Annotated in this window: 21 protein-coding genes and 2 tRNA genes; 20 read left to right on the top strand and 3 right to left on the bottom strand. The window is 43.4% G+C overall.

Translation table 11 applies throughout. The features are described 5' to 3' along the window. Positions 1-17 precede the first annotated feature (17 nt). The 10 genes from EJP82_RS07475 to EJP82_RS07435 all read left to right on the top strand — a co-directional run bounded on the left by EJP82_RS07475 (position 18) and on the right by EJP82_RS07435 (position 9,157). Positions 18-1,739 carry an ABC transporter ATP-binding protein gene (locus EJP82_RS07475; protein WP_246054010.1) on the top strand — a complete coding sequence of 574 codons (1,722 nt, stop codon included), beginning with the start codon at positions 18-20 and terminating at the stop codon, positions 1,737-1,739. 15 nt (positions 1,740-1,754) lie between these two features. Continuing rightward, positions 1,755-2,432 carry a response regulator transcription factor gene (locus tag EJP82_RS07470; RefSeq protein ID WP_127191411.1) on the top strand — a complete coding sequence of 226 codons (678 nt, stop codon included), beginning with the start codon at positions 1,755-1,757 and terminating at the stop codon, positions 2,430-2,432. 2 nt (positions 2,433-2,434) lie between these two features. After that, positions 2,435-3,508, top strand: a complete 1,074-nt coding sequence (locus tag EJP82_RS07465) for a sensor histidine kinase (protein WP_127191461.1) — start codon at positions 2,435-2,437, stop codon at positions 3,506-3,508. Between the two features lie 107 nt (positions 3,509-3,615). Beyond that, positions 3,616-4,314 (top strand): response regulator transcription factor, encoded by a 699-nt coding sequence (locus EJP82_RS07460; RefSeq protein WP_127191410.1) that lies wholly within the window; start codon positions 3,616-3,618, stop codon positions 4,312-4,314. After that, entirely contained in the window at positions 4,304-5,398 is a 1,095-nt protein-coding gene (locus EJP82_RS07455; RefSeq protein WP_127191409.1) for a sensor histidine kinase, read from the top strand. Before EJP82_RS07460 ends, EJP82_RS07455 begins: the two co-directional genes overlap by 11 nt. 214 nt (positions 5,399-5,612) lie before the next feature. Continuing rightward, complete coding sequence (locus EJP82_RS28625; RefSeq protein WP_281278186.1) at positions 5,613-5,747, top strand: hypothetical protein; 135 nt, start codon at positions 5,613-5,615, stop codon at positions 5,745-5,747. 90 nt (positions 5,748-5,837) lie between these two features. Next, complete coding sequence (locus EJP82_RS07450; protein ID WP_127191408.1) at positions 5,838-6,329, top strand: RNA polymerase sigma factor; 492 nt, start codon at positions 5,838-5,840, stop codon at positions 6,327-6,329. A 150-nt stretch (positions 6,330-6,479) separates the two neighbouring features. Next, a complete protein-coding gene (locus tag EJP82_RS07445) occupies positions 6,480-6,920 on the top strand; it encodes a VOC family protein (RefSeq protein WP_127191407.1) in 441 nt (146 codons plus the stop codon). 147 nt (positions 6,921-7,067) lie between these two features. After that, positions 7,068-7,910: an aldo/keto reductase gene (locus tag EJP82_RS07440; protein WP_127191406.1), complete on the top strand. Its 843-nt coding sequence runs from the start codon at positions 7,068-7,070 to the stop codon at positions 7,908-7,910. A gap of 29 nt (positions 7,911-7,939) precedes the next feature. Further along, positions 7,940-9,157: an MFS transporter gene (locus tag EJP82_RS07435; RefSeq protein ID WP_127191405.1), complete on the top strand. Its 1,218-nt coding sequence runs from the start codon at positions 7,940-7,942 to the stop codon at positions 9,155-9,157. Between the two features lie 15 nt (positions 9,158-9,172). Here EJP82_RS07435 and EJP82_RS28140 read toward each other — a convergent pair whose 3' ends face one another. After that, positions 9,173-9,916, bottom strand: a complete 744-nt coding sequence (locus EJP82_RS28140; RefSeq protein WP_211350057.1) for a hypothetical protein — start codon at positions 9,914-9,916, stop codon at positions 9,173-9,175. 279 nt (positions 9,917-10,195) lie between these two features. Here EJP82_RS28140 and EJP82_RS07420 point away from each other — a divergent pair, with 279 nt between their 5' ends. From EJP82_RS07420 to EJP82_RS07410, 3 genes are all read left to right on the top strand, one after another. After that, positions 10,196-10,624: a GNAT family N-acetyltransferase gene (locus EJP82_RS07420; protein ID WP_211350056.1), complete on the top strand. Its 429-nt coding sequence runs from the start codon at positions 10,196-10,198 to the stop codon at positions 10,622-10,624. Between the two features lie 22 nt (positions 10,625-10,646). Then, positions 10,647-11,222 carry a nucleotidyltransferase family protein gene (locus EJP82_RS07415; protein ID WP_127191403.1) on the top strand — a complete coding sequence of 192 codons (576 nt, stop codon included), beginning with the start codon at positions 10,647-10,649 and terminating at the stop codon, positions 11,220-11,222. A 129-nt stretch (positions 11,223-11,351) separates the two neighbouring features. Further along, positions 11,352-11,432: transfer RNA gene (locus EJP82_RS07410), tRNA-Leu, on the top strand. 115 nt (positions 11,433-11,547) lie between these two features. Here EJP82_RS07410 and EJP82_RS07405 read toward each other — a convergent pair. Beyond that, positions 11,548-11,724 carry a YjfB family protein gene (locus tag EJP82_RS07405; RefSeq protein WP_127191402.1) on the bottom strand — a complete coding sequence of 59 codons (177 nt, stop codon included), beginning with the start codon at positions 11,722-11,724 and terminating at the stop codon, positions 11,548-11,550. A gap of 195 nt (positions 11,725-11,919) precedes the next feature. On the opposite strand from EJP82_RS07405, the gene EJP82_RS07400 reads away from it, so the two are divergent. From EJP82_RS07400 to EJP82_RS07380, 5 genes are all read left to right on the top strand, one after another. After that, positions 11,920-12,001: transfer RNA gene (locus tag EJP82_RS07400), tRNA-Leu, on the top strand. Between the two features lie 455 nt (positions 12,002-12,456). Further along, on the top strand, positions 12,457-13,251 hold the full coding sequence (locus tag EJP82_RS07395) for a DUF817 domain-containing protein (RefSeq protein ID WP_127191401.1): 795 nt from the start codon (positions 12,457-12,459) through the stop codon (positions 13,249-13,251). Between the two features lie 12 nt (positions 13,252-13,263). Further along, a complete protein-coding gene (locus tag EJP82_RS07390) occupies positions 13,264-13,659 on the top strand; it encodes a hypothetical protein (protein WP_127191400.1) in 396 nt (131 codons plus the stop codon). Between the two features lie 34 nt (positions 13,660-13,693). Then, positions 13,694-14,578: an NAD-dependent epimerase/dehydratase family protein gene (locus EJP82_RS07385; protein ID WP_127191399.1), complete on the top strand. Its 885-nt coding sequence runs from the start codon at positions 13,694-13,696 to the stop codon at positions 14,576-14,578. A gap of 85 nt (positions 14,579-14,663) precedes the next feature. Further along, entirely contained in the window at positions 14,664-15,413 is a 750-nt protein-coding gene (locus EJP82_RS07380; RefSeq protein ID WP_127191398.1) for an SDR family NAD(P)-dependent oxidoreductase, read from the top strand. A gap of 20 nt (positions 15,414-15,433) precedes the next feature. Here the strand turns inward: EJP82_RS07380 and EJP82_RS07375 are convergent, their stop codons facing one another. Beyond that, positions 15,434-16,666 (bottom strand): chromate transporter, encoded by a 1,233-nt coding sequence (locus EJP82_RS07375; RefSeq protein ID WP_127191397.1) that lies wholly within the window; start codon positions 16,664-16,666, stop codon positions 15,434-15,436. Positions 16,667-16,843: 177 nt separating this feature from the next. Between EJP82_RS07375 and EJP82_RS07370 the strand changes: the two genes are divergently transcribed. Continuing rightward, the gene (locus tag EJP82_RS07370; RefSeq protein WP_127191396.1) at positions 16,844-17,770 is read left to right on the top strand and encodes a Gfo/Idh/MocA family protein; all 927 of its coding nucleotides are present in this window, start codon (positions 16,844-16,846) and stop codon (positions 17,768-17,770) included. A 54-nt stretch (positions 17,771-17,824) separates the two neighbouring features. Then, complete coding sequence (locus EJP82_RS07365; protein WP_127191395.1) at positions 17,825-18,754, top strand: hypothetical protein; 930 nt, start codon at positions 17,825-17,827, stop codon at positions 18,752-18,754. Positions 18,755-18,801 lie beyond the last annotated feature (47 nt).

Raw genomic sequence — 18,801 nt, 5'->3', positions numbered from 1 at the left:
GGACGTTCTTTACTTTAATGCGAGAAACAAAGCCATCCATTTGGATGTTGAGTGTAGCTATATTACTCAGTATTGTGTCCACATTAGTTGGCCTTGTAATACCCATGTTTACGAAAAGTCTGGTGGACGGATTTTCTTTATCCTCAATTAATAGTTCTCAGATCATTGCAATTGGGGCTGCATTTATCAGCCAAACTATCGCAGCGGGTGTCTCTATCTATTTATTGAACTATGTGGGTCAAAAAATGGTTGCTGGCCTGCGTGATCGATTGTGGAAGAAGATGCTCGTTCTACCAGTTCCCTATTTCGATAATAATCGTACTGGGGAGTCTGTCAGTCGTATGACGAATGATACCGGAGTCATTAAGAGTCTCATTTCAGAACATGTGGCTAGTTTCTTCAGCGGGATCATCTCGATTGTAGGTTCAATCGTAGTTCTGTTCTATTTGAACTGGAAAATGACACTCATTATGTTCACGGTGATTCCTATAGCGGCTTTGATCCTCGTTCCGCTCGGGCGGAAGATGTATAAAATTTCTGTAGGCATGCAAGATGAAACGGCAACTTTTACTTCAACACTAACCCAAGTATTATCAGAAATCCGGCTCGTGAAATCCTCCAATGCGGAGCACAAGGAATACGAGAACGGAAGTACAGGTATACGTAACTTGCTAAATTTCGGGATACGCGAAGGTAAAGTGATGGCGTGGATCAGTCCGATTATGTCCTTTGTACTGATGATGCTGCTAGTCATTGTAATTGGTTATGGTGGGATGCAAGTATCCTCAGGTGGATTGACGGCGGGTGAGTTGGTTGCTTTTATTCTGTATTTGATCCAGATTGTGATGCCGATGACGCAACTGACTACCTTCTTTACGCAATTGCAAAAAGCTAAGGGAGCAACGGAGCGGATCATGGAAACACTGGATGCTGAAGAAGAAGCTTTTGGCTCTGGTGTGGAAGTCTCCAATTCGAATCAGCCCGTAGTGCTTGATAATGTATCTTTCGGTTACAAACCTGATGAACCCGTATTACAAAATGTCAGCTTTCGGATGGATCCGGGAACGATTACGGCTGTGGTTGGTCCAAGTGGCGGCGGTAAAACTACCCTGTTCTCGATACTAGAACGTTTTTACCTCCCACAAGAAGGTGTCATTTCACTTGGAGAAGAGCCGATTGATGCCTTTGCACTCCGCTCCTGGCGGGGAATGATCGGTTATGTCTCCCAAGAAAGTCCCATGATTGCTGGAACGATCTCGGAGAATCTATGTTATGGAGTTCAGCGTGAAGTTAGCAGGGCTGAACTGATAAATGCGGCTAAGATGGCTTATGCGGACGAATTCATCGCCGAATTACCCGATGGCTACAATACGGATGTTGGAGAACGTGGTGTGAAGTTGTCAGGGGGACAACGGCAGCGGATTGCTATAGCTAGAGCATTGCTGCGTGATCCCAAGATCCTGATGTTGGATGAAGCGACTTCAAGTTTGGATAGCCGTTCCGAAGTTGTGGTTCAGAAGGCACTGAAGAATTTGATGGAAGGCCGGACAACGATTGTTATTGCCCATAGACTGTCTACCGTTGTGGGGGCAGATCAAATTATTTTCATCGAGAAGGGTCAGGTTACAGGAAGAGGTCGTCACGAAGAACTGTTAGAGAACCATGACATGTATCGTGAATTTGCAGCGCAACAATTACAGATTGCGGGTGCTGTAGAAGATGAAGATACGTATAAATAGGAGAATCTAATTACGATGGCTAAAATACTTGTAGTTGACGACGATATGCATATTCGCGAACTGATCAGAGTGTTCCTCGAAGAAGCAGGAATGGAGGTGCTTGAAGCCGCTGATGGGCTTGAAGCGCTGTCCATACTGGCTGAGGAGCGAGCTGATCTAGTAATCATGGACATTATGATGCCGAACATGGATGGCTGGGAGTTGTGTCATGAACTGCAGCGAGATTATGATATGCCACTCCTAATGCTTACCGCCAAAGGTGAAACCAAGCAAATCCTGAAAGGTTTTGAGCTGGGTACAGATGATTATCTAGTTAAACCATTTGAACCCGCTGAACTGGTGGCTAGGGTAAAGGCTTTACTTAAACGCTATCAAGTTGCTGTATCTCAAATGGTCAGTATTGGACAAATAAGTATGAATCGCAAAACCTACGAAGCTTCCACATCAGACGAGAGCTTCACACTACCACTTAAGGAGTTCGAGCTTTTATTTAAACTCGGTAGTTATCCGGGGAGGACGCTTACAAGAGAACAATTGATTGAAGATATTTGGGGATATGATTTCGAAGGAAACGAGCGTACACTCGACGTGCATATTAATCGACTCAGGGAGCGTTTTCCAGAAGATAAATTTGATTTCAAAATTACTACAATCCGAGGTCTCGGTTATCGTCTGGAGGTTTGTGAACGTTGAAGATGAGAGAGGTTTGGAAGAAGATATGGTTTGTGCTACTCCATGTATTGCAATCTATTGGTGTCCTGGCCTTTGTGGCACTCTCCTGGATGGCAGCCAATTTCTTGACGAAGACACTTTATAAGGTTTATGGTACTCCATCTTCCCCCTACCTAGTGCAAATGATCGATGCACTGTTAGGGGTTATTCTCTTTATTCTAGCGATGATGGTCCTTGGTCTATTTATCCGGCCGAGGCAAATCGCTATGATGACGTCAATCATTGATGCGATGCGACGGATAGCAAAAGGCGATTTCAAAGTAAAACTGGATACGAATGGGAAGGGTAGAAACGAATTCGATAAAATAATTCAAAGCATTAATGATATGGCCGGTGAGTTGGGTCAGCTCGAGAGTATGAGGCAAGATTTTATTTCCAATGTATCGCATGAGATACAATCTCCACTAACGTCAATCCGCGGATTTGCTAAGGCGCTACGTAATCGGGATCTTTCGGAGGAGAAGCGAGAACATTATCTGGAAATCATTGAAGGGGAGAGCCGGAGATTATCACAAATGAGCGACAATCTCTTAAAGTTGTCTTATTTGGAGTCGGACAAACCGTCCTTTGAAACATGTCGCTTTAGGTTGGATAATCAGTTGCGCACCGTTGTGTTGGCGGGTGAACCACAGTGGCTTGCCAAAGGAATCCAAGTAGATCTAGATTTGCAGGAAATTGAGATCGTTGCGGTTGAAGAATTATTGAATCAAGTGTGGGTAAATCTACTTCATAATAGTATCAAATTCACGCCTGTAGATGGAGAGATCTCGTTAAGACTAATTGCTACTGAGCATGGTGCAGAAGTGACCATAGAAGATACAGGAATTGGGATTAAAGAAGAGGATCTCGTTCATATATTTGAACGTTTCTATAAAGCGGATAAATCTAGAAACCGTACTGCTGGAGGCAGTGGTCTCGGCTTGTCGATAGTGAAGAAGATCGTGGATATACATCAAGGTGATATTTCAGCGGAGTCTCGAGTAGGGCAAGGAACTCGGTTCGTCATCTCTATGCCGTATTCTTTTCAACAAGAATGATAAGATCGTAATCCTTTTTTAACTTTTTCTTAGTAAATGGTTGTATCTATCATGCTATGATAGAATGGTGTGCATACTAGCCTCTAAATAAAAGGATGATCAACCTTATGAGTAAACAAATTTTAATTGTGGATGATGACGATAAAATAGCTAAATTAATAGAGATTTATCTTCATAATGAAGGATATATTGTCTTTAAAGCGGATAACGGACTATTGGCTTTGGATATGATGGAGCAGGAAGAAATTGATTTAATCATTCTTGATGTGATGATGCCCGGATTGGATGGTATTTCTGTTTGTTTAAAGATACGTGAGACACGGACAACACCTATTCTGATGCTCAGCGCTAAAGATGGAGATATGGATAAAATTACGGGGCTAATGACCGGTGCAGACGATTATATGGTGAAACCGTTTAATCCACTGGAGCTGGTTGCACGGGTTAAATCGTTACTGCGGCGCTCCTCTTATGCTGCGACTCAATCAGCGCATACTACCCAAGATCACATCATTAAATTTGGTTCACTACAAATTGATAAAGAAACACATACTACAACCATTGATGGGCGCCCCGTAAAGTTGACACCTATTGAATTTGGAATTTTGTTCTTGCTTGCTAGTCATCCAGGCCGAGTATTTGGCTCGGAGGAAATTTTTGAGCTAATATGGAAGGACAAGTATTTCGAGAGCAATAATTCAGTTACAGTGCATATTAGCCGGTTACGCGAAAAGCTAGAGAAGGAAATGGATGGGGAAAAGCTGATCCACACGGTATGGGGGGTAGGCTACAAACTTGAAAGCTAGTTTACGTTTTCTGGCTTGGTTGTTCTGGACGATTATAACTACGGTTGTCTCGCTGTTGTTTCTTGTGCTCTTAAGTAAGCTGTTCTATAAATTTTACCCAAGTGTATCCTTATATACAGTCATGGCATGGATCAACTTGAATATTGGCTATCCGACGGCTTATTACATAGTTGGGGTACCGATCCTGCTGTTATTCGCATTATACTTCTATAGGCGGAGCGTCAGACGTCACGAAGAGAAGTATTTGAAATTATTAATTGAAGAAGTTCATAACATGGAAGAAGACTCTGCGAATAGAATTCCGGTGGAAAATGTAGGTCAATTAGGTCAATTAGCTACGGATATTAATCGAATGGTGGACAGGCTTAGGACTTCGATGGAGGAAGAGCGGCGTGCTGAACGAACGAAAAACGAACTCGTCACTAACGTTTCTCATGATTTGCGAACACCACTGACTTCCATTACAGGATATCTAGGTTTGATTGAACAGGATCGCTATAGGGATGAAGTAGAGCTGCGATACTATGTTAATATGGCATATGAGGAATCGATCCGATTAAAGCAGTTGTTACAGGATTTGTTTGAATATACTAGACTCCAAGATAAGGAAATGAAACTCTATATAAGCAAAATTAATTTAGTGGAGATGTTACATCAAATCGCTGCACATTTCGCCTGGCAATTCCAAGAGAGTGGTATGGAATGCCGACTCTTAATGGAAGAACAGCAACTGTATGTGATGGCAGATGGTGATAAACTGAGACGGGTGTACGAGAACCTGATTTCAAATGCCATTCGCTACGGTCATGATGGTAAATATTTAGATATTCGTGCACGTTTCGATGGGCAAGAGGTGGTTACGGATGTGGTCAATTATGGAGAACCTATTCCTAAGTCAGACTTACCTCATTTGTTTGATCGTTTCTATCGTGTAGAGAAATCACGCGCTAAGAATACAGGTGGTTCGGGGATTGGTTTGGCCATTGCCAAGCATATCGTTGATCTGCATCATGGGAGTATTGGAGCAGATAGTGATGAATACCGGACGGTATTTACGGTTCGTCTTGGACGCAACTATAATTAGGGAATAAGAACTATTTTTTAAAAAAGTGTAAATTATTAAGAAGAAAACGCGTTATTCCTTTTGATGGAATAACGCGTTTTTTTATCCTACAATCCTAAAATATTGTTGTTTAAGGCAAATCTTAATAGAATCTTAAGGTTTTCTTAGTGGGGACTTAAACTCTCCCCCTCATAATGAATTTAGGTTAATAAGTTTAAGATGGAGGGCTATCCAAATGAATAGAAAAAAATGGATATTGCTTGCCCTCATTGTTCTGCTGCTACTACTAATTAGCGACAAATCTCAGATCAGTACACTGCGGAAACAAGCTGCTCTGGCATTAAATCAAATCGAATTAAAATGGCGCTAACAAAAGGGTGCTGTTTACATAGCCAATATGGATTCTGGTGAGCAGATGAGACTAAGGCAAGCATAGCTTATTTTAAGGGGGATTATCAAAATGAAGACGAATGGAATAGACATTATATATCGTAATTATAGTAAAGATGTGTACCGCTATTTACTCTATTTGAGTCGAAATCATCATACATCTGAGGACTTAACGCAGGAAGTGTTCTGCCGGGCATTGAAACATGTAGATGCATTGGATGGTAAGCAGGCGAAATCGTGGTTACTACGGGTCGCCCATAACGCGTATATTGACTTGATTCGTAAGGAGAGTCGTTCATCCATTTATGATAATGATTTCTTTATTGACTTTGCTAGTGAGGAGACTCCAGAGTCAAATGTGATCACGCAAGAGAATCGAAATGAGCTATATGGAATGTTGTCCTTACTACAACCGAATCAGCAACATGCGGTTTTATTATATGATGTGCAAGGATTCTCTTATCAAGAATCAGCCGAGCTCATGGGAATCACGTTATCACACTTTAAAATTATCCTCTATCGTGCGAGACAAAGACTCCGTCAATCTAGAGAGACCGCCTAAGGCGCTTAATGACCAGAGTGTATTTATCAACACTTTTCTGGTCATTTTTGTATTTTTCATGTAGGATATATAATACCATAAAAAGTAATTTTCATACCGGGTTACCTTGCATTCTGTATTTACAAATACGATTTGGGAGGGAAAAAACGTATGATACCGCAACGAGTCACGTTGGTCACTTTAGGTGCACTGGATTTACCCAGTTTAAGATCTTTCTACAAAAGATTAGGCTGGGAAGACACGCCCACAAGTACGGATGAATATTGTGTTTTTACGACCGCGGGAGTGCTGCTTAGCTTGTTTCCTTATCATGAATTAGTAAAGGATGCAGGCCTGGATGAGCAGGTTGTGAGCGATACGAAACCCTCCTTTCGAGGAATAACGCTGGCGGTGAATGTGGAAGAACCGGAACTGGTAGATGATGCAATTGAGAAAGCTAGGGAAGCCGGGGCTTTGATTCTTAGGGAACCAGAAGAAGCATTCTGGGGAGGTCGTACGGCTTATTTTGCAGATCCTGAATATAATGTTTGGGAGATTGCTTGGAATCCCTCGGCTGTATTTGATGAGACCGGGGCGATGATTTCGTTTTAAAAACGTGTGGTTGTAGAATTTGCACTATTAATATGTTGGCGGCCGGAGTCATTCTCCGGTCGTCTTTAAATTCGTGTTCTCTTTTAAAATACCGATCGGTCCTTCATAATAGAATAGTAAAATATAATTTTGAGGAGGATATAAACTATGCTAAACCATCTACAGGATACTGTAACACTTAACAATGGAGTTAAGATGCCGTGGCTCGGCCTAGGCGTGTATAAAGCACAAGAGGGCGAAGAAGTTGTATCTGCTGTCAAAACTGCAATTCGCCACGGGTATCGTAGTATCGATACGGCTGCTGCTTACAATAATGAAGAAGGCGTTGGTCAGGCTGTTGCAGAAGCAATACTTGAGAACGGGCTGGCTCGTGAAGATATATTCATCACGTCGAAAGTATGGAACAGTATGCAAGGATATGAGACCACACTGGAAGCATTTGATACGAGTCTGCGTAAATTAAATGTTGATTATCTTGATTTATTTCTGATTCACTGGCCAGTGAAAGGAAAATATAAGGATACTTGGCGAGCTTTAGAGAAAATATATAGAGAAGGTAAAGTTCGTGCAATCGGGGTCAGCAATTTTAATATCCATCATTTAGAGGATCTATTTGCCGATGCTGAAGTCGTTCCTGCAGTCAACCAAGTTGAGTTTCACCCACATTTGTTCCAAAAAGAGTTACTCCAGTTTAATCAAGATAAAGGGATTCAACTCGAAGCTTGGTCACCGCTTGGACAGGGAAAACTGCTCGAAAATGAAACACTGAAGGCCATCGCAGCAAAACATGGTAAGAATGTTGCTCAAGTCATTCTGCGTTGGGATTTACAAGTAGGTGTTGTTACGATACCTAAATCAGTAAATGAAGGACGAATTGTTCAAAATGCGAATGTTTTTGATTTTCAATTGGATATTGAAGATCTAGCTGCTATTGAAGCTCTGAATCAGGATTTACGATATGGATCGGATCCAGACAATTTCAACTTCTGATCATAACAGAGATGGATGGAGAGAGATAAATGAATCAAACTGCTACAAAAGCAGCTTCACCGGCAAAAACTGTGTACCCCATTTTATTTGCGATCAGTATGGTACATTTGCTAAATGATACGATGCAGTCTGCTATTCCTGCACTATTTCCAGTACTTCGTGAATCATTATCCCTAAGTTACGGACAAATTGGATGGATTGCTTTTGCCATGAATATGACGGCATCGGTATTCCAGCCGCTCGTCGGATTATATTCAGATAAACGTCCAAGACCGTATATCCTTCCAGTGGGTGTTTTCTTTACACTAATTGGCGTGCTCTTGCTCGCATACGCACCGACCTACGGTATTATCCTACTTGCCGTGACTTCCGTAGGCCTGGGTTCTTCGGTGTTTCATCCAGAGTCGTCACGCGTTGCTTATTTAGCGGCAGGTGACCGACGTGGGCTGGCCCAATCGATCTTTCAGGTTGGCGGGAATGTTGGGACCTCACTTGGCCCACTAATGTCGGCATTAATCTTCATCCCACTGGGACAAACCAGTGTTGCTTGGTTCGCACTAGCTGCGATTGTGGCTATCGTTATTCAGTTCTACGTTGCGAAATGGTACGGTTCGCAAGTAATACAGCCTCGCAAGAAGCGTACCTCTGTTGGAGCTGATCAACTGAATAGACCTTCCCTTAGCAAGGGAAAGATCGGTCTTGCGATTACTATATTGGTGCTACTTTTATTCTCTAAAAATGTATATTCGATAAGCATTTCTAACTTCTACGCATTCTTTCTCATGGACCACTACGGAGTAGCTAAAGAAGTGGCTCAGTATTATGTATTTGCATTCTTAGCTGCTGCTGCGGTGGGGACATTCTTCGGGGGACCACTTGCCGATCGATTTGGTCGCCGAAATATTATTTGGGTGTCAATACTCGGTACAGCGCCTTTCTCACTTTTACTTCCTTATGCGAACTTGTTCTGGTCGGGGATACTTGTCGTTGTGGCAGGTTTCATCATGTCCTCAGCTTTCTCCATTATCGTGGTCTATGCTCAAGAATTATTACCTGGTAAAGTGGGACTTGTATCGGGGTTGTTCTTTGGACTTTCTTTTGGGCTCGGGGGACTAGGTTCAGCTTTCCTCGGGAACTTCGCAGACCAAATGGGAATCTTCTATATTATGAAGATCTGTGCTTTTCTCCCATTGATCGGATTATTGACCGTTCTATTGCCGAAGGATGAAGCTTTACGAAATAATTGAGTAATGAATTGGTTATTACATACTTGTAGATGATAATTTCGGACCTGGATGCAATTCTCGATGTAGATGTGGATCTAGATATGCATCTAGATCGAAACCCAAATCCAGACCCAGACACAGACCCAGACACAGACCCAGACCCAGACCCAGACCCAGACCCAGACCCAGACCCAGACCCAGACCCAGACCCAGACCCAGACCCAGACCCAGACCCAGACCCAGACCCAGACCCAGACCCAGACCCAGACCCAGACCCAGACCCAGACCCAGACCCAGACCCAGACCCAGACCCAGACCCAGACCCAGACCCAGACCCAGACCCAGACCCAGACCCAGACCCAGACCCAGACCCAGACCCAGACCCAGACCCAGACCCAGACCCAGACCCAGACCCAGACCCAGACCCAGACCCAGACCCAGACCCAGACCCAGACCCAGACCCAGACCCAGACCCAGACCCAGACCCAGACCCAGACCCAGACCCAGACCCAGACCCAGACCCAGACCCAGACCCAGACCCAGACCCAGACCCAGACCCAGACCCAGACCCAGACCCAGACCCAGACCCAGACCCAGACCCAGACCCAGACCCAGACCCAGACCCAGACCCAGACCCAGACCCAGACCCAGACCCAGACCCAGACCCAGACCCAGACCCAGACCCAGACCCAGACCCAGACCCAGACCCAGACCCAGACCCAGACCCAGACCCAGACCTGTACACTTAGTTGGAATTACTCCATCTAATTTGCAGGTCAATTCATACTCGCTTCAAATAACTGGAAAACCTCCAGCTAATTTACCTACATTGCGCCTAAATGAGGCTTATATGGTGGATTAGCTCCGGTTTTTCCAGTTAATTTAGGTATCATGAGTATGAACACACATTTAGCAGGAGTAAATCCCGTTAGCACTCGAAGTGTCGCTTATTAGTCCATGTGTTGCTAACTTGATAGATTACGATTGGAACCTTAATTAGCAATTCTAATTAAAGTTGAAGAACTTATCTTCATATTAACCAGTAAGGGTGGGGGAATAATGATAAGAGAAGCGGAGATTCATGATGCGGCGGTGATTGAGGAATTATACCGGGTGCTTTTGCCCAATAATCAAGAGATTGCTGTCTGGCCCGAGCGAATTCAACAGGTTAGAGAAAGTGCTGATAGTTTCTTGTTAGTTTATGAGGAGGACGGGTGCATACTAGGTACACTACACTTACATATTTGTCTTGATGCGCTTAGTGGGGATCGACCATTCGGAGTTATTGAGCGTGTTGTTGTTTCTTCCGAACAGCGAGGTAAGGGCATAGGGAACCAGATGATGAAGTTTGCTGAGGAATTAGCTAAGGAGCGCAGTTGTGTTAAGTTGATGTTAACAAGCGGCTCAGCAAGAGTAGATGCACACCGTTTTTATTCGGCACTTGGTTTTGATGGCGAATCTAGCAAAGCGTTTAAGAAGTATTTATAGGTAGAGTAGGGGACTGGTGAGTATGAATACAAGAGCAATACGATTGGATGCCGAGGGATTGCTTCATATGATTAGAGAGAATTCTGACATGATGGCCGATTTGGAGTCAGTGTCTTTACTATCGTTACCACAAGCATGTATAGCTGCAGGATATCTACGTAATTATGTCTGGGACATCCTACACGGATATGAGCTTAGAACTCCTTATAACGATGTCGACGTCCTATATTATGACCCTTCATGTTTGGAGGAAGAGGTTGAGAAAGAGTATGAGGCCAAATTGAGGGAATTAAATCCTACACATAATTGGTCTGTCAAAAATCAAGCGCGGATGCACATGAAGAGTGGTGAGTCACCTCATTGTTCTGTAGAGGATGCCATGTTGCGTTGGCCAGAGACCGCCACGGCAGTTGGTGTACGTTTGAATAGGAACGGAGAGGTCGAACTCATTGCGCCTCATGGACTGGATGATTTGTTCTCTCTAAGGGTACGTCAAAGTCCTTATTGTCGAGATAATGAGTTATTTATGAGAAGGATAGCTCAGAAAGAATGGTTACGAATTTGGCCGCAGCTACTTGTGGTTGAGGATGTTATTTAGTGGCTTGCACTACAAATTCGAATTGGTTTTCTAAATTACGTACAGTTGATATTTTTTTAAAAAAAGCTTGACGCATGATATAGCAACATGATAAGATATATCTTGTCGCTGATGCGATACAGAGTACACGCGCGTGTGGCGGAATGGCAGACGCACCAGACTTAGGATCTGGCGTTTCACGACGTGGGGGTTCAAGTCCCTTCACGCGCATCAAGAAGAAAGCCTTGGATATCAAGGTTTTTTTTGTTGTTTATTCATGATTATTCACATAAATTAACTACCTGAAAGAGTGGAGAGGCTGAGAGCCTCTCCAAGCTTGTGCATGCTACAATTTGATGTCGAGATTGCCACCTAGATTAGGCAGAACGCTTTGCTCCATCATTTTGATGAGGGCTTGGCCTTCGATGACAGCTTGATCTTTTGACATTTTAACAACAGAGATACTTACCTCTTGCTGTAAGTTGGTTTGTGCCATTCTAGTTGAAAGTGCAACAATATCCATGGTGTCTACCTCCTAATAAGTTAACTACATATATTTTATCGGTAAGATGTTATTGAATGATAAGTCAGGGGCAATCGCGATAATTATTATTCGAAAATAAACCTTGACTTTCGTAGTCCGGATTTGTTAATATATTAATTGTCGCTGCTGCATTATGCATCTAGGACAGATACGGTGAGAACGCCGTAATCATGCGCGCGTATGGCGGAATTGGCAGACGCACCAGACTTAGGATCTGGCGTTTCACGACGTGGGGGTTCAAGTCCCTCTACGCGCATAAGAATAGGTAATAACGAAGAAACCCACTGGTTCATCCAGTGGGTTTTCTTTGTTATCCTCCGTGTTTAACCTGTGACTTTCACTTCAGTTTAATGTTGAGTTAATGTATCGCAATTTCAGGTGAGAGGTTTAGCCTTTATATTGGAATCTATCAAGGATAAAGGTGAATTTTCATATGAAGACAAGAATTACAATAGTAACAAAACTTCTCGTATGGACCAGCGTAATGCAATTGTATGAACAAGGCAGAGTGGGTTTTTATTATTAAAAAAGGCTCTATCGACAGGAATCTAAGCTCATATCTATCACTAGTTCCATGGTTCAAGTAACAAGTTGGATACAAAAATGTCCCTACCTTCAAGTCACTTTATGGTAAAATCTGAATGAATCACGGCGCGCTAGTAAGGTGCTGAATATCCGGCATCTGTCCGGTTACTTACAGTGGAGGGAAACATGACGTTTGTACGTAAATTGTTACTATTCGGTTGGCTAGAGGCGTTATCGTGTATTTTTCCAGTTATAATCTTCTTGACACTCGCGTTAACTAAAGTAGTTGGGATACCAGGATTGCCGAGATATGATCTAATTCTTATTATTTGTCTGTTAGCACAAGTGGGTATGGTGTTGTTTAAGCTGGAGACCATTGATGAACTCAAAGTGATCTGTATGTTTCATGTGATTGGCCTAGCTTTGGAAATATTCAAAGTACATATGGGGTCATGGTCATATCCTGAGGAAGGGTGGATTAAAGTATTTGGGGTGCCTCTATATAGTGGGTTCATGTATGCCAGTGTGGCAAGTTATATATGTCAGTCTTGGCGCAGATTCGATCTGCATATTACAGGTTGGCCGAGAACGATATTTGCGGTCGCACTGAGTACGGGGATTTACCTCAACTTCTTCACGCATCATTTCATAGGTGACTACCGCTGGGTGCTGATTGGGTTACTGTTGATCGTGTTTATCCGAACGTGGGTTCACTTCACCATTTCAGGCACTATTTATCGGATGCCACTCACATTAGCATTTTTGCTGATTGGCTTCTTCATCTGGATTGCTGAGAACATCTCAACTTTTCTTGGAGCCTGGCGCTATCCGGATCAAGAGCATGTTTGGCGTTTGGTCCATCTCGGTAAAATTAGCTCGTGGTTTCTACTGGTAGTCATCACCATAATTATCGTTGCTCAGCTTAAGCATGTTAAATCCGGTGACAAAGCTGTAAAACAAGTTAACCATATTAAATACTAGGGGAGTTAGGATATGAAAAAAGGATATTTTTATTACTTCTTGTGGATTGTTGGTGCGTTACTGCTTGTTTATTACGGTAATCAATTTATGGATATGATGGCGAGAAAAAATGACTCTCTGGGCAAAGTGGACTACACCTTAATTGGCCATATCGTTTATGCATTTGTATTTGGAGTCTATTTGAGTCTGCTGAATGGGGTGCCAAACCGACGCAAGTTTCATAGACCGCTGTTTTTCTTCGTATTCTTGCCGTGTTGTCTGCTGCTGATATACCCTGTTATTTCGCAATATGTTACCTTACCGTACTATTCACTTTATAACGAGCACATGGCTAAATGGAGCGGCTACTTCTTCTTTGGTTTACTTACTGGGCTCGCTTTTATGAAAAGTCTGTTTATAACTAAATAATCTGCGGGTAAATATATGAATTGAGGTTGATGTGATGAGTAAAATTTTAGTGTTAGGTGGGTCTCGTTATTTTGGGAAAAGGTTAGTCAATTTGTTGCTTCGAGAAGGGAAACACGAAGTGACCGTTGCGACGCGTGGTTTAACTGAAGTAAGTTTTGATGGACCTGTTCGAAGTCTCACCCTGAACCGTACGGATGTGCAAGATTTAAAAAAAGCCGCCGAAGCCGGCCCATGGGATGTTATTTACGACAACATCTGTTATTCGCCTAATGAAGCGTTGGCTGCTATAGATGCCTTTGAAGGTCGAGTTGGCCAATACATATTAACCTCTACGTTATCCGTCTATGATTTCTCTGAGATTGCGACAACAGAGTCTGCTTTCGATCCATATGATTACCCTTTACGTACAGGTAATAGAGAGGATTTTGATTATGGAGAAGGCAAACGCCTAGCTGAAGCTACTTTCTTCCAGAGGGCAAGCTTTCCAGTGTGTGCTATGCGGATTCCCATTGTTCTTGGTCCAGATGATTATACCAAAAGGCTCCATTTTCATGTTGAACGAGTACTGAATGAGACTCCAATTGGCATACCAAATCCGGAAGCGGCCATCTCATTGATCACTTCTGCGGGGGCGGCATCTTTTCTGAATTGGCTGGGAAGCTCACCTATAACAGGGCCGGTTAATGCCTGTTCAAACGGGAAACTTACCATTAGGGAGATCATTTCCTTGATTGAAAGAGAGACAGGAGTTGCTGCAGTTATTCAGCCGGAGACGGAACAGGCGGATATGTCACCGTTCGGCGTACCGTCGTCTTGGTTCATGGATACGTCCAAAGCGGAGCGGGCTGGATATCAATTCGATGCTATCGATGATTGGCTCCCTGAATTAATCCGGCTCCTTGTGGCAGAACGAGCGTAATGTCGTGATCATTGTTAAGATAGAATCGCGTTAAGCATAGCTAAATTTTCAACTCGAACTTTAATCCGTTAGGGAGGTAATGCGCATGTCGTTCGAACATCATACGGTAATCGTTACAGGGGCTGGAAATGGTATAGGCAGAGGAGTGGCGGAAGCCTATGCTCGCCGAGGGGCATCTGTTGTGTTAGCAGATATCAATACACAAAATGGTGAACAGGCTGCTAACGAGATAAGTCAGATGGGTGGAGAGGTTATTTTTGTACCTTGTGATGTCAGAAAAGAAGCTGACATCACAAATGTTATTTCAATTACCTATGAGAAATTCGGGAGTATTGATATTTTAATTAATAATGCGGGTGTATCTCGCTTCAAATCTCCATATGAACTAACAATAGATGAATGGGATGATGTGTTAAACACCAACGTACGAAGTTGCTTTCTAGCTTCTAAGGAAGCTGCTAAATATATGAAGAGGAACAAGAATGGGGGCTCTATCGTAAATATTTCATCTACGCGAGCTCTCATGTCAGAACCCGGATCTGAGGCGTATGCTGCTTCAAAAGGAGCCATCGTATCCTTAAGCCATGCGCTCGCAGTGTCACTTGGTAGCGATGGCATTACGGTGAATTGTATTAGCCCAGGCTGGATCGAGACAGGTGACTATAGTGTTCTTACAGAGATTGACCACCGTCAACATCCGGCGGGACGAGTAGGGAGGCCTTCTGATATTGCAGAAGCCTGTCTTTATCTAACCCATCCCGATAATACGTTTGTGACGGGGGCTAATTTGGTTATTGATGGTGGAATGACTCGAAAAATGATCTATGAGCCTTAATATTCTTAGATCGAATAGAATTAACTACCCAATATTCCTAGGAGTACTCCTCCAGCAGCACCCGCTAAGACAACGCTCCAAGAGGGAAGCTTCCAGTAGATTAGCATGCCAAACAATAGTAGTACTAGAACGAAGTCCAAGGCAGTGTTGACGGAAGTCGTCCAGATTGGATTATATAGAGCGGCTAGCAGGATGCCGACAACTGCGGCATTAACACCTTGTAATGCACCCTGTACATTGTTATTGTGTCGCAAACTGTTCCAGAACGGGAGAACGCCAACAATGAGTAGGAATGCGGGCAGGAAAATGGCTATTGTAGCAATAATAGCGCCAGGAATGCCGCTAATTAGTACTCCCAAGTAAGATGCGAATGTGAAGAGAGGTCCGGGGACAGCTTGGACCAGCCCGTATCCGGCAAGAAAATCAGACTCCGTAACCCATCCGGTATGAATAACTTCACCTTGAAGTAGGGGGAGAACAACATGACCGCCTCCAAAGACGAGCGAACCCGTTCGATAGAAGCTATCAAACAGCAACAGTCCGTTTGTCGTTCCGCCGCCGCCAAATATACGAACTAGCAGCGGAAGGATTAGAAGAAGGCCGAAATAGAGCACCAAACAAACGACCGACCATTTCCGAGAAATAGGGACGAAGAAAGTAGATTCGGCCTGGGAATCGGTTGATTTACGATACAACCATAAGCCGACTATACCAGCGATGGCAATGACGAACACCTGTATGAAGGCGTTTGGCCAGATGAGGGAGATTGCGGCTGCAAGTATCGCGATCGTGGCCCGACTGCGCCCCGTCGCGAGCTTTCGTCCCATGCTCCATACCGCCTGAGCTACGATGGATACGGCTGTAAGTTTCAGTCCATGAAGCCAAAAGGCGCTTCCGACATCCATCCCTTGCATGAATAGGGCAAAGACAATAAGCACAATGGCAGAAGGTAACGTAAATCCCAGCCATGCAGCAATGGCGCCCAGAACTCCGCCACGGCTAAGACCAATACCAATGCCGACCTGACTACTGGCTGGACCGGGTAGGAATTGACACAGAGCCACAAGATCGGCATAACTTCGTTCATCCAACCATTTGCGCCGACTCACGTATTCTTCATGATAGTAACCAAGATGGGCGATAGGGCCACCGAATGAGGTCATACCAAGTTTGGCTGACACGCCTAATATTTCTACTGTCTGTAGAAATCTACTCTTTTGTATTGGCTTATTGAGCGGTTTCGATGTATCCAAATTAGGATCTCCTCACTTCGTGATACTCTAATAAACGTCTATAAAAACTTCCTTAGATTAACATAAGATTGTAAAGAGAGAATTAGAAGATGGATATTCTGAAAGTCGTCAGTTTGTCCATAACCCTATATAATGAATGGTAACGTTATATTAATAACGATCCTAGGAGGATGTAAAATGCGAATTGGAATTATAGGACTCGGAAGTATTGCTTGCAAGGCTTATTTGCCGGTGATTACAGAAGTTGAACATATTGAACTTGTATTTTGTACCCGGAACCGTGAGAAGTTGGAGCAATTAGCGAACAAGTATCGTGTTAAGGAAACGGTGGAAAGTGTTGAAGAACTTATTCAAGCTGGGGTTGATGCCGCATTTATTCATACGAGCACAGATTCACATGTGGAGATTGCGGAACAGTTGATCAAGAACGGAATTCATGTGTTTGTAGATAAGCCGATCTCATACCATTATGAAGAATCGAAGAGAATTGTTGAATTAGCGGAAGAGTATGGCGTCACGCTCATGGTTGGATTTAATCGACGATTTGCACCGATGTATGCGGCAATGAAAGAGAAGGATGACCTACGGTTGGTTCATTTACAGAAGAATAGAATGGCTTCTCCAGATTTTGCTCGCCGCTTTGTATTGGATGATTTCATTCATGTAGTCGATACGATTCGCTTTCTGGCTCCTGGAGAGATTAAGGAAACATCCGTTTCCTCCTATATTCAGGAAGGCAAGCTCCATTATGTTATGCTTCAATTACAAGGTGATGGATTTACCTTCACAGGACTGATGAATCGTGATTCGGGAACGAATGAAGAAACATTGGAAGTGATGAATCCAGGCAATAAATGGGTCATCGAAGGGCTGAATCGGGAGGCTCATTTTATCGGGGGAGCAGAAGGTAGGCTTACATTTAAGGATTGGGATCCCGTGTTATATCGCCGAGGGTTTGAACAAATGATTACTCATTTTATCTCCTGTATCAGGGATAATACACAACCGATGATCTCTGCACGTGATGCGCTAGAAAGTCACCGCTTGTGTGAATACGTTGTACAGAAGGTAGAAGAGAAAGGTGCCCTAGTCTGGGGTGATTAAATAGTTATGTCCTGATCGTTTCACCATAACATAGTTGAGAGAGGAGTGATTGTTTTGTTTGAGGATCTGAACGCACGTCTGATCGAGCTTAAGGAACTTGGACGTAAGAAAGAGAAGTGGGAGACTCGCCTGGGTCAACTTCAGGAGGAGCTTGCCGAGTTGGAGTCTAAAAGGGATATGTGGCAAAACAGACTTATTTCTGAGGAGAAGGATGTTGAGAAGCTATCAGGCATGTCACTGACTTATTTTTTCTATACGATTCTTGGTAAAAAAGAAGAGAAACTTGATCAAGAACAACGGGAATTATTTGAGGCTAAGCTTAAATACGGAGAAGCCGAACGTGCAGTTACAGATACACTTGAGCAAATCAATCATTTAGAGCTTCAATTGAAGGAAGTTCGATTCTGGAAGATGGATTATGATCAATTATTCCGGACTAAAGAGGAGCAGATTGTTCGGGATAATGTAGAGCTTAAGGAATTAACTGAACGCCAAGCAGATTTGAAAGTCCAATACAAGGAGCTAAACGAAGCTGTACAGGCGGGTCAGTCGGTGATTTATGATTTGGGTCGTGCTGAAGACGACCTGAGTTCCGCCAAGAACTGGGGAACCTATGATATGCTCGGAGGTGGGATGATCTCCACGCATATTAAACACAGCCGCGTTGATGAGGCTATGGAACATATCTATACTGCACAGAATAGTCTTCGTCGTTTCCAGAAAGAACTAGGTGATGTGGGCGAGCATTTGCCAGTGGATATGGAGATTAGTGGGGCGCTAAAATTCGGTGATTATTTCTTTGATGGACTGATTACGGATTGGCTTGTTCAGGGGCGGATTAATGATACATTAGACCAGGTGAGAGAGAAGAAATCCAAGATTAATATAGTGCAGTCTGGACTCGAATCTGCAAAACGTAAGGTAGAATCTGAACTTGCTACCGTAGAGAGAAAGTATGTACAAGTGGTTGAATTATATAGCTAATCTACATGATAGAGTAGGACACAAAAAGCGGAGTGCCATAACTGTTG

It is taken from the genome of Paenibacillus anaericanus (assembly GCF_003994475.1).
GTDB lineage: Bacteria > Bacillota > Bacilli > Paenibacillales > Paenibacillaceae > Fontibacillus > Fontibacillus anaericanus.
This window is presented reverse-complemented; position numbering and strand designations above follow the sequence as displayed.